The following is a 12,234-nucleotide window of genomic DNA, read 5'->3' on the forward strand; positions in this document are numbered from 1 at the left end:
GTCTTGTTGCGCCGAACGACTCCGAGGAGTGCCATGAGCGCGCACTAGTCCGTGAAGCCCACTGCGGGTGATACGCTCATCGGGCCTGTGTAGCTCGACACCATCCCCCATGGCTCACTAGACGCCATCTACCACGGCTCAGCGGTATGCTCCGTGCAGCAGCACACTTCCTCCGGCCACCCCTTTGGTGCCAGAGATCAGCCGCGCCCCGGTGCCCGTCGAGCCATCCACCGCGCCCTCCGCCGAGGCCGAGGTGATACTGCCAACGGGCCACGCCTCGCAGTCGTACTCCCGGCACACTGTTGTCACCGTTTCCACATCATGCGCAGGAAGGACTGCGACCATACCGATTCCCAGGTTCCAGGTGTCCTCAGCGTCACGCCAGTCCACGGAACCGAGCTCGCAGAGCACGCGATACACCGCGGGAACCTCTACCTCTCCACGATCAATATGCGCCTGTAGGCTTACCGGGATGACGCGGGCCAGGTTGGCAGCCAAGCCGCCGCCGGTGACGTGTGAGAATGCGTGAACGTCGCCGCGCGCGGCAAGGTCCAAACACAGCGGAGAATAAAGCCTCGTTGGTTCCAAGAGCTCTTCGCCCAGTGTGCGCCCGAATTCCGGGACCTCCTTGTCCAGCTTCCACCCGGCGTCGGCCACGATGCGGCGAACCAGGGAGTACCCGTTGGAATGCAAACCGGATGCCGCCATTGCGACGATGACATCTCCTTCCTGCACCCGCTGCGCTCCGAGTACCGCATCGGCTTCCACGACGCCGGTTGCCGCCCCCGCAATGTCATAGTCGTCGGGTTCCATAACGCCGGGATGCTCGGCCGTCTCCCCTCCCAACAGCGGTACCTTCACGTATTCACATGCCAGTGCCACTCCTCGCACAATGTCGGCGATACGCTCCGGGATAACGCGACCGCAGGCGATATAGTCGGTCATCAAAAGCGGGCGTGCACCGACAACAGCGATATCATCAACAACCATGCCGACAAGATCTTGACCAATGGTGTGATGCACGCCCATGGCCTGTGCAATGGCTATTTTGGTACCCACACCGTCAGTGGAGGTGGCCAGCAACGGCCGTCGATAATTCCGTAGTGCGGAGGCGTCTATCATGCCGGCAAAACCACCGACCGCGTCGACGACGTCGGCTGTCATCGTACTGGCGATAGCGGAACGCATCAGCTCGACGGCGTTGTCTCCTGCTTCCGTATCAACGCCAGCGGCCGCATAGGCATTCTGCCCGTTCACAATTCCTCCGTCTCCTCGCCGCCGCGATTCTCCTGTTCTAGGGGCGGCCTCTTAACACTGCCCCGTGCGTGGTTGATCTGCCCGCGCAGCGACGTTTCTCTTGCGATATCGGCAGTCGCGGCGGTCAAAACTGGATCAGCACCGGTGGCCTGGGCAACACGGGTGACATCGATGGGATACTTGCCAGTGAAACAGGCACTGCACAGCTCGGCAAAGGGTTGGCGGGTAGCCTCCACCATCCCCCGAGGCTGATATAACCCAGAGAGTCCGCCCCCAAAGACTCGCATACCTCGTTGACATCCCTGCCGTTGGCGATCAGTTCGGCGCGCGTGGCGAAGTCGATTCCGAAAAAGCATGGCCACTTCACGGAAGGTGAGGAAATTCGCACGTGGACTTCGCTTGCACCGGCCTCACGGAGCATGCGGACCAGTGCCCGTTGCGTATTACCCCGCACGATAGAGTCATCGACGACGACGAGCCGTTTCCCTTCGATCACTTCCCGCATCGGGTTCAGCTTGAGAAGAATTCCGCGTTGCCTACTCAATTGTGTCGGCTGTATGAATGTCCGCCCAACGTAAGCGTTCTTTACGAGTCCCTGGCCGTATGGGATCCCCGATTCCTGTGCGTAGCCGATGGCGGCAGGTGTACCCGAATCCGGAGTTGCCATTACCAGGTCCGCCGCCACGGGGTGCTCCCGGGCCAGTATTCGCCCCATTTCCAGCCGCGCGGAATTGACGGATCTGCCTGCAATAGCGGTGTCGGGCCGGGCCAAATACACATATTCGAAGATGCAGCCCGCCCGTTCAGGCGACGCCCACGTACGAGAATGCAGTCCGGCGTCGTCGACAACAATCAACTCACCGGGTTCAACTTCACGTACAAAGACGGCGCCCACGATATCCAGCGCGGCTGTCTCCGACGCCACCACCCAGCCACTGCCAAGACGCCCCAGGACCAGCGGGCGGAAGCCATGCCTGTCCCGAGCCGCGTACAGACGCGTCTCGTCCATGAAGGTCACTGAAAAGGCACCCTCCAGGCGGGGTAGGAGACGGAGCAAGCCGTCCTCCAGGCTCTGCATCTCAGCGCTTCCATCGAAGACGGAATCGTGAAGATTGTCTTGTCCCATCAGCGTCAACAGCATCGTCATGACGGCCGTATCCGTGGAACTCCCGCGCCCCAACTCGGCGCTGAGATCGTCGCCGGATAGTTCGTGAATTCGTGCAACCAGATCGCTGGTGTTGGTCAAGTTACCGTTGTGGGCAACGGCGACTGTGCCGAATGCCGTCGGTCCGAGCATGGGTTGCGCGTTCTCCCACTCGGAGCGTCCCGTGGTGGAGTAGCGTACATGCCCCAGGCAGATATGGCCGCGCAGCGTTTTGAGATTCTGATCGTCAAATACCTGTGACACCAAGCCCATGTCTTTGTACACGAGGATTGTGTTCCCGTCGGAGGCGGCAATGCCAGCCGATTCCTGCCCACGATGTTGCAACGCGTAGAGGCCGTAGTAGGCCAGCTGAGCTACCTCCAACCCCGGTGCGAATACACCGAAGACGCCGCATTCATCCTGCGGCTTCACACTCGAAAGCCCGGCGCTCAGGCGCCCATCGCCTTTCACCGTCCCATCGTCTCACACCATCGCAAGCTCGGCACATGCCGTTCACGGAACGGCATTGTGTTTCTCGCACACCTCACGGGGAGGGCATTTCTCCCCCACCGAGCAGACTGTAGTGTTACTGCATAGCACGCCACCTGAGCCCTCTACCGACTTCGTGCATCCCTCAGCCCTTCACAGTCCAACGACGTAAGACGGCACTGCTAAACAATGGCATGAACTCGGTGAGGTCCGCCCGCGTTCCCGACGCGCTGACCCGGCCGGTGGCAACGGCTTGCTCCCACGCCGCATTTCCGACGCACAGGTCTAGCCATGTTTGGCCGTCAAGTTCGACCACATTTGGCGGCGTGCCACGCCGGTGCCGGACACCCTCCAGTACTTGCACCGCACCGATGTAGGGTACCCGGATCTCCACGCTTCGGCCGGGATAACGCTCAGCGATTTCTTCCAGGCAGAATCGCGCTGCGGTTCGTAGCTGCCCCGAAGAAAGCGCCTCGCCCGCTGCGAAACGGCCCACTGTTCGCATTCCCTCGTCGACATCAATTTTGCGCATATCACAAGGCTAGTCGATGCAGTGGCACACAATGGGGCCAGGCGGCATAACCACCTGGCCCCATTTCTGTATCTAGGCGTCGTGGCGGAGACGTTGCCAGCGGCTAGCCAGCAAAGTCACCCGCGAAGCGGCTAGCGCACCGCGAAAGTATCCACCTTATTTCCGTTGAAATCACCGGAGAGGACAACCGAAGAACTAGATACATCCGCCAGTTTGACCGGTGTCGCTCCTCCGCCACGCTCCGCGTTACTCACATAGACGGTATTGCCGCGCAACACGGAAACAGTGTCCTTACCGTCACCGTCCCAGTCACCAACCAGAGGCTTATCACTAGTGTGCCCGAAGGCGAAGGAGTAGTCGGCGTTTCCACCGGCGAGTTCATTCTTGATGTAGTAGCCGTTGGCGCGTTTAACCGCCACTGTATCCTTGCCGTCGCCATCGAAGTCACCTGCGAGCGCTTCATCGGTGGCACGTCCAAAATGGAAGACCTCCGAGGCGTTGCCGCCGCTCAGGGTGTTGTTGATGTACACCGTGTTACCACGGCGAACCGCGATGGTGTCCTTACCGTCACCGTCCCAGTCACCAACCAGCGGCGTATCGGACTCCCGTCCGTAGGCGAATACCGTTGTTGCCGCTCCGCCGTCGAACGAATCAGAAATAAAGTAGAGTTCCCCACGCTTAACAGCCGGAGTATCAATACCGTCGCCATTCCAGTCACCAACCAGCGGCGTATCGGAGGCGCGACCATAGTTGACATACTGGTCGGCCACGCCATCACCATCGGTATCGATCTGGAAGGTGTTTGGATGGATGACGGGCTTCTCCGGTGCTGCCGCAGCGGCAACCTCGACCTGCATAGTGAAGTCTGTGGGCTCGGCGACGATACGCAGTTCATGCGTACCGGCAGTCACCGACTCCGGGATGGTCACGGAGACGGTCGCTTGACCTGTCTCATCGCGGTTCGGGGTCACGGTATTGTCCACCGTGGCGGTCCCCAACTCCTGACCATCCAAATACAGCGTCACCTTCTCGGGCTTCGGTTCAACAGAGGTCATGGACAGCGAGGAAAGAGCGATATCAGCACTCTTCCCGGCCGTCAGGTTCGAAACACCGGACACGCCGATGGAGTGCTGTTCGTAGGTCACCTTATAATTCGGATTTGCCTCAAGGAAGAGGTTGAACACATCATTGTCGATCAGGCCTGTGTCGTTGTAGTTCAGACCTTCCTTCAAAACGTTGAATCCATCACCGCCTGCGATGAGGAATTGGTTGGACACCACGGTGTAGAGCTTGGAGGTGTCGGATCGATCCAAGAGTTCACCGTTCAGGTAAACGCCAGTCACCTTGGATCCCACTGGTGCAGTGGGATCGTAGGTGTAAGTGATCGACTTGGACATTCCCAGGCGCAGAATGGGCCGCGCCGCCTCCGGATTGGCATTCCACTGCTCCTCGAAGAGGGTGTATACCTGCGCAGAATTCAGTTGGATCGTCGTGTATGTGTTACCGAAAGGCTGCATGGTGTACGACTCTTCCAAAGTGATCTCGCCGTCACCATTCGGATCTAGATCGGCGCGCACACCGCCCGGATTCATGATGCCAAAGTCCGCCTTTTGCGCCATTCCTTGCGAGTACTGGTAGAAAGCCTCAGCAATCAGATTATTTGCAGAGAACTCGGCGCCGCGGTTAGCACCCAGGTCGGTACCATTGTTCGTCCCGCGGTTGGCGACACCATCAATAGAACCGACAACCCTAGCACCTAGGATCTTCGCCTTTTCAGCTGCCTTTTCGTACAGGGCCTGAATGGTGGCATCCACACCATCGTTATCGCTAACACCAAGGTTCTCCGCCTTTGTAGAGACGAGTTTACCGGCGTTCTTGTCGTACACGAACGAGATCTTCGCTAACAGAGAGCCAAAGCACTCCGGTTCAATAACCGGAGCGCCGGAAGCAGTTTCCCTGTACTTATCCTGATGGGTGTGGCCTGCAACTACCGCATCAACATTCGGTCCCACTTTGGCACCAAAGTCGACATCTGCGTGCATTAGTGCCACAACGATATCCGCTTCTCCATTGGTTTCGTCACCATCCTTGAGAATTGCGGCATACTTGTCCGTGGCGGCTACAGGATCTGTAACGGTCAAACCTTCAATACCCGACGGCGAAACGAGAGTGGGAAGGTCGTCTGTAACCGTGCCAACGAAGCCGACCCGCACCCCAGATGGCGTTCGTAACACTGCGAATGGGGGAACAACGGAGGGATCCACGCCATCCACATTCGCGGACAGCCAAGGATAGTTACTTGACGGGGCAATGCGATCAATGAGATCGCTGTATCCCTTATCAAACTCGTGATTGCCCACCGATGTAACATCGAGCTTCATCGCGTTCATGATCTCTAAGGTTGGGGTGTCGTTATCAATCGACGACACGTAGGCCGACCCACCAACCAAGTCGCCATTGGCGGCAAAGATCGTGTCGGGATTAGCAGCACGCATTTCGTTGACTTTGGCTGAGAGCGCACCTGCCGTTTCAATATGCCCATGCAGATCGGAAATCGCTGCAATATCAACAGTGACGGTGCCATCCCCATTGTCAGTGGCACCCGCCGGCAAGGCCGTGAGGCCCAAGCCGCCCAGCGTGAAAGCGACTAAGGCACCCACTGCGCGACCGCCGCGCGTGAATACGTCGGACATGTGTGTGTTCCTTTCTTGGAAAGCCTGACCACACAAGCCTAACCGGTAAAGGTGTCCCTAGTCACCTCATTAATGAAGAAGGCTGCAAAAACGCCGCCCGCCGATTTACCGGCGGGCGGCACTACCCAGAAGGTCATCATTCGGTGCGACAAGCCCGAGCCTGCCGCCTGCTGATCACACCAGTCCCTGCTGAATCATTGCGTCGGCGGTCTTCTGGAACCCTGCCGCGTTCGCGCCGAGCACGTAGTCGCCGGGATGGCCGAACTCGTCGGCGGCCGCTAGGCAGGTATCGTGAATACTCGCCATAATCTCGGACAACTTGCCGACGGTAGTGTCAAAGCTCCACTGTTGGCGAGCCGAGTTCTGCTGCATCTCCAGCGCGGAGGTTGCGACACCGCCGGCATTAGCGGCCTTACCCGGGGCGTACAGGATTCCCGCCTCTCGATACACGTTGATTGCCTCCGGCGTCGAGGGCATATTCGCACCCTCCGCCACAAGCTTCACGCCGTTATTGGCGAGCTCCTTGGCGGCGTCTTCATCGATCTCGTTCTGGGTGGCGCAAGGCAAAGCGATATCAGCGCCTTCAATGGTCCACACCTTTTCACCGGTTCGTAGCTGTGCACCGGGGCGCGCCGCCGCATAGTCGGCCACCCTACCACGCTGGACCTCCTTGACCTGCTTGAGCAGGTCAAAATCAATGCCGTCGGGATCATAAACAGACCCGGAGGAATCGGAGATTGACACGACCCTCGCACCTTCGGCCTGGGCGCGCTGCACAGCGTAGATCGCCACATTACCGGAGCCGGAGACTAGTACCGTCTTACCTTCGAGAGACTCTCCCTGCGTGGCGAGCATGGCCTTTGCGAACATGACTGTGCCGTAGCCGGTGGCCTCGGTTCGGCCGAGCGAGCCGCCCCAGCCCAGGGCCTTGCCCGTCAGCACTCCGGCGTCGAAGCGATTTCGCAGGCGCTTGTACTGGCCGAACAGATAGCCGATCTCGCGGCCGCCCACGCCAATATCGCCGGCCGGCACGTCGGTGTCCGGGCCGATGTGGCGCGAAAGTTCAGTCATAAAGGACTGGCAGAAGCGCATCACTTCACGATCTGACTTGCCATGCGGGTCGAAATCCGAGCCGCCCTTGCCACCGCCAATGCCCTGACCGGTCAGAGCATTCTTGAAGATCTGTTCAAAACCGAGGAACTTGATAATACCGAGGTTGACGGATGGATGGAATCGCAGTCCGCCCTTGTAGGGTCCAAGTGCAGAATTGAATTCGACACGGAACCCACGATTGACGTGGATGTTCCCTTCGTCGTCTTCCCATGGCACGCGGAAAATGAGCTGACGCTCCGGCTCAACGATTCGCTCCAGGATAGCTTCATCCAGGTATTCGGGACGAGCTGCGAGCACCGGCTCAAGCGACTCCAGAACCTCCCCAACGGCCTGGTGGAACTCCGGTTCAGCGGGGTTGCGCGCGATAACTGCGCTGTGAATGCGTTCGATACGATCGTCCATGAAATCACTCCTTCACGGTAGGTACCAACAAAGCTCGACCGTCATAAGACCACGGACCGCGTGCATCGCTCCGGTGGCAGCCGCCCCAGCGGCAATACCTGCTAGCAGCGGCTCATTTCCCTACAAACACGCAGCGCGTATTCCGCGTCTCGGCCGACCGGCTTCGCTTCCACCTTTGTTTTACTCCGGTGAAACAGCCCGCCGGTTCCGTGTCCAGATTACGACGACGTAGATGAAGCCGCTAGCGCTACCACCTTAAGTTCACGTCCGGTCAAAGGGCGTTGTACACCTCATCCGAGACGGGCTCGCACCATTCGGTACTCGTGCCCTCGCCCGGCAGCTCGATGGCTATGTGGGAGAACCAGGCGCCTTTTTGGCGCCGTGCCAGTGCTTTACGTTAGCCGGAAAAACGGCTACGGAGCCGGGCTCGAGGCTGACCGGTTCCTCCCCTTCGATCTGGCACCAGCCGGACCCAGCGGTGCAAACAATGATCTGCCCGCCTCCCCGCGTGGCGTGGTGGATATGCCAACTATTGCGACAACCCGGCTCGAAGGTGACATTTACCATAAAGAGCGGGTCCTCATCCGGTGGCGTCAACGGATTTAGGTACGACTGCCCGATGAAGTATTGTGCATAGGCATCATTGGGGGCACCGAGTCCAAATACGTTTTGCGCGGCGAACTCATCACGATTCGATGCCACAGGATCTCTCCTCACTCCATTGCTAAGGAACTGCTCCATCCTACGCCCCGGGAAAAGTATCAAACAGGCACCACGAGTACCTGCCACCGCGGTGGAAGCAGCGCCGCGCACAGTGGGGACAGTACCCGGCCTCTTCGTCTTCTCAAATATCCGGTCCCGCAAGCTCCTTCGTGCAAAACGGGTGAACACAGTACACGAACCGATGATCGCGGCAGACGTCAGTCTGAGCGCGACGTCGAGCCGGACGTTCCGGGCAGCACACCGAGCCGAACGACCAGCGCGACCCGAACCACCCCGAGTCCGGCTATGTGAACAACGCGGGAAGAACCGCTTCGCTACTCGCACGAAGTGCAGCGACATCGAAAACGAGGGCTTCTGTTGCCGTACCTTGCCCCTCCGCCGGGGTAATCGCGAGGATTTCGCCACCGGTTGTGCCAATACGCACCATGGGGACTCCCTCCGCTTGCGCTGCAGCCCGCACGGCGGGAAGAAATCCTTCCGGTACGGCCACCAGTGCACGCCCCTGCGACTCCGAGAACAGTGCTGTGAATGAGTCAATACCCACTTGCGAACACACCGATGCCAAATCAATCGACGCGCCGATACCGCATCGCGTGGTCATGTCGGCAAGCGCCTGAATGAGCCCGCCCGTGGAGAGATCATGCGCCGCGTGGGTGATTCTGCCCATTCCCTGCGTATCGGCGTCATGCAGTGCGAGCAGCACCCGCCCGAGCGCCTGCTCGGCCGCCAAGTCCACGCGGGGTGGGCGGCCACCTACATGACAGTGGACAATACGCGCCCAGGCGGATCCGTCAAGCTCCGCCGCCGTGGCACCAAGCAGTATGATCGCAAGCCCTTCCTCCTGGAACCCGGAGGGCACCGCAGTGGTGGTATCGGCCATAACGCCAAGCACACCCACAACCGGCGTCGGATTGATTGATGTGGTCGGGCGGGCGGCTGCGCCGATTTCGCCTTCCGGCCCGGTGCTGGAAGGCGCGTGGGTCTCCCCCGCCGGGTCGGAAGGCCCGGATGTATCGGCATCCTCTGCCGTGCCGACTCCTCCCGATGAGTTGTAAAGCGAGACGTTCCCCCCAGTCACCGGTATACCGAGAGCCTGGCACGCGTCTGCCATCCCCTCCATCGCTGTAACCAACTGCCACATTGCCGCCGGGTCCTCCGGGTTGCCGAAATTCAGGCAGTCCGTCACGGCGAGCGGCTTCGCACCTACCGTGCACACATTGCGATATGCCTCGGCCACCGCCTGCTGCGCACCGGCGTACGGGTCCAGTAGGGTGTACCAGCCATTGGCGTCGGTGGAGATTGCTATGCCGAGTCCGGTCTGTTCGTCAACGCGGACCACGCCGGCGTCGTCAGGCTGTGCCAGGGCCGTATTGCCACGCACGAATCTGTCATATTGGTCCGTCACCCATGCCTTCGAGGCCTGATTAGGATCTGTGAGGACCTGCAGAATCTGTTCGCGCAACTCCGCGGTGTTAGTCGGCGTCGGTAAATTCCTAGCCGAATTGGCCTGCAATGTATCCTGCCACGTCGGCCGCGCATATGCCCGATCATATACCGGCCCGTCAACCGCCACGGTGGAAGGGTCGACGTCGACAATGCGGTGGCCATTGTGGTCGATACGCAGGCGGGCGTCGCTCGTCACCTCTCCGATAATGGCAGTCTCCACCTCCCACTTGCGTGTGACGGCCAAGAAGTCGGCGATCTTCTCCGGGCTGACGATCGCCATCATCCGTTCCTGCGACTCACTCATCAAGATCTCACCGGCGCTCAAGGACGGATCGCGCAGCAACACCTTCTCCAGATCGATATGCATACCGGAATGACCATTGGCCGCCAGCTCACTTGTGGCACAGGAAATCCCGGCCGCTCCCAGATCTTGGATAGCCTCCACTACTCCGGCCGAGAAGAGTTCAAGGCAGCACTCGATGAGCACCTTCTCCATGAAGGGATCACCGACCTGCACCGAGGGCCGCTTGCTTGGCATGCCGCCGTCGAAGGTCTCCGAGGCAAGAATCGAGGCTCCACCAATGCCATCACCCCCGGTCCGAGCTCCAAATAGCACGACCTTGTTTCCCACCCCTTCCGCGTTGGCGAGGTGAATATCGCCGTGCCGCATCACGCCAACGCACAGGGCATTAACCAAAGGATTCCCCTGATACGACGGGTCAAACTCGGTTTCACCACCGATGTTGGGCAGGCCCAGGCAGTTGCCGTAACCGCCGACTCCGGCGACGACGCCGTGCACCACGCGGGCGGTATCGGGGTGATCGACGGCGCCGAAGCGCAGCTGGTCCATAACCGCCACGGGGCGCGCACCCATGGCAATAATGTCGCGCACGATACCGCCAACTCCGGTCGCCGCACCCTGATACGGCTCTACAAAACTCGGATGATTATGCGATTCCACCTTGAAGGTCACCGCCCACCCGCCGCCAATGTCGACGACGCCCGCGTTTTGCCCCATGCCTACCAGAAGGTGCTCACGCATGGCGGCTGTCGTTTTCCGCCCGAATTGTTCACCCAAATGTTTCTTCGAAGACTTGTAGGAGCAGTGCTCTGACCACATGACAGAGTACATGGACAACTCGGCGATAGTTGGGCGCCTGCCAAGGATGCTGCGAATCCGCTGGTACTCATCCTCTTTCAGTCCCAGCTCCCTCCACGGCATCTGCTGATCGGGAGTTGCTGCGGCATTGTCCACGGTGTCGTAGTTCTGGGTGACTGTGGGTTGCCCGGATGATTCCGGCGACCGGGCGGATTCAATCTGTGAGAAAGCCATTAACCTCTCCAATCGAAAGTGCGATTGCCCTAGTGCGCAACATGCAAAAAGCGGATGACATGCTCCACCGCGCGCTGGCTCCGAACGTGGCGCGTGCTCGCCACGCATATCGCAGCGTGATCGGCCGTGCCGCGCACTCGTACCGTCATGAGACCAGTTCCGTGAGAACAGAGGTGAAGAAGCGCAAGCCGTCGGTGCCGGTTCGCAGCCCTTCACGGCCCGCCGGTCCGAAGCCTCGTTCAACGGCGTGTTCCGGGTGCGGCATAAGACCGACAACGTTACCCGCTGCGGAGCAGATTCCGGCAATATCGTGCACCGAACCATTGGGATTCGTTCCCGCATATCGGAAAACTACCCGCCCCTCGTCTTCCAGTTGCCTGATTACCGCTGCCGGTGCCTGAAAGGAGCCCTCGCCGTTCTTCAGCGGGATGACGATGTGCTCGTTGGTTTCGAACTGGCGCGTCCAAGGAGTGGCAGTGTTCTCCACAACGAGCTCCTGCTCACGGCAAATGAAACGCTGGTGGTCATTGCGAATAAGCGCTCCCGGCAACAGGTGCGATTCGCAGAGAATCTGGAAGCCGTTGCAGATCCCTAGAACAGGGAGCCCGCGTCCGGCGGCTTCAACCACTGCGGTCATCACCGGCGCAAGTGCTGCGATTGCGCCGCAGCGCAGATAGTCACCATAGGAGAATCCGCCCGGAAGGACAACGGCGTCCACACCATGCAAGTTATCCGAGGCGTGCCAGAGGGAAATCGCCTCGCCGTCGGCAATGCGGACAGCACGCGCTGCGTCGTCGTCGTCCAAGGTTCCCGGGAAGGTGACAATCCCGATCCTCACTGCCCCGGCTCCTCATCCGCCTCGTATACGGCCACGACATCTTCAATAATCGGATTGGACAGTACCGTCTGCGCGGCCTGCCTCGCCGCATCGAGCGTTGCTTCAGTCACCACGCCCTGAACCGTCAATTCAAAACGCTTGCCCTGCCGTACATCGGTAAACGGGCTACTGCCTTGGCGGTTCAATGCTCCGCCCACGGCCTTCCCCTGCGGGTCAAGAATCTCCGGTTTTGGCATGACTTCCACGATAATGCGTCCCATGCGG

General features: G+C 59.9%; 9 protein-coding genes and 1 pseudogene. All 10 read right to left on the reverse strand.

The features are described 5' to 3' along the window. Positions 1-138: 138 nt before the first annotated feature. Complete coding sequence (gene purM / locus DDD63_RS10300) at positions 139-1,188, reverse strand: phosphoribosylformylglycinamidine cyclo-ligase (RefSeq protein WP_240611493.1); 1,050 nt, start codon at positions 1,186-1,188, stop codon at positions 139-141. A 65-nt stretch (positions 1,189-1,253) separates the two neighbouring features. After that, entirely contained in the window at positions 1,254-1,385 is a 132-nt protein-coding gene (locus tag DDD63_RS13240) for a hypothetical protein (protein ID WP_276308110.1), read from the reverse strand. A 42-nt stretch (positions 1,386-1,427) separates the two neighbouring features. Next, a pseudogene (gene purF / locus DDD63_RS10305) lies at positions 1,428-2,872 on the reverse strand (amidophosphoribosyltransferase); the annotation flags it as partial. A gap of 163 nt (positions 2,873-3,035) precedes the next feature. Next, a complete protein-coding gene (locus DDD63_RS10310) occupies positions 3,036-3,422 on the reverse strand; it encodes a sterol carrier family protein (protein ID WP_240611262.1) in 387 nt (128 codons plus the stop codon). Between the two features lie 131 nt (positions 3,423-3,553). Next, on the reverse strand, positions 3,554-6,115 hold the full coding sequence (locus DDD63_RS10315; protein ID WP_108716292.1) for a 5'-nucleotidase C-terminal domain-containing protein: 2,562 nt from the start codon (positions 6,113-6,115) through the stop codon (positions 3,554-3,556). Positions 6,116-6,289: 174 nt separating this feature from the next. Then, positions 6,290-7,630 carry an NADP-specific glutamate dehydrogenase gene (gdhA, locus tag DDD63_RS10320; protein WP_108716293.1) on the reverse strand — a complete coding sequence of 447 codons (1,341 nt, stop codon included), beginning with the start codon at positions 7,628-7,630 and terminating at the stop codon, positions 6,290-6,292. A gap of 348 nt (positions 7,631-7,978) precedes the next feature. Next, positions 7,979-8,332 (reverse strand): cupin domain-containing protein, encoded by a 354-nt coding sequence (locus DDD63_RS10325; protein ID WP_240611263.1) that lies wholly within the window; start codon positions 8,330-8,332, stop codon positions 7,979-7,981. Between the two features lie 304 nt (positions 8,333-8,636). Further along, positions 8,637-11,132: a phosphoribosylformylglycinamidine synthase subunit PurL gene (gene purL, locus DDD63_RS10330; protein WP_108716294.1), complete on the reverse strand. Its 2,496-nt coding sequence runs from the start codon at positions 11,130-11,132 to the stop codon at positions 8,637-8,639. Between the two features lie 145 nt (positions 11,133-11,277). Next, positions 11,278-11,970, reverse strand: coding sequence for a phosphoribosylformylglycinamidine synthase subunit PurQ (gene purQ, locus DDD63_RS10335; protein WP_108716295.1), 693 nt, complete (start codon positions 11,968-11,970; stop codon positions 11,278-11,280). Beyond that, positions 11,967-12,230, reverse strand: coding sequence for a phosphoribosylformylglycinamidine synthase subunit PurS (locus DDD63_RS10340; RefSeq protein WP_108716296.1), 264 nt, complete (start codon positions 12,228-12,230; stop codon positions 11,967-11,969). The genes purQ and DDD63_RS10340 overlap by 4 nt, the downstream gene beginning before the upstream one ends. Positions 12,231-12,234: the final 4 nt, after the last annotated feature.

The organism is Actinobaculum sp. 313, assembly GCF_003073475.1.
Taxonomy (GTDB): domain Bacteria; phylum Actinomycetota; class Actinomycetes; order Actinomycetales; family Actinomycetaceae; genus Asp313.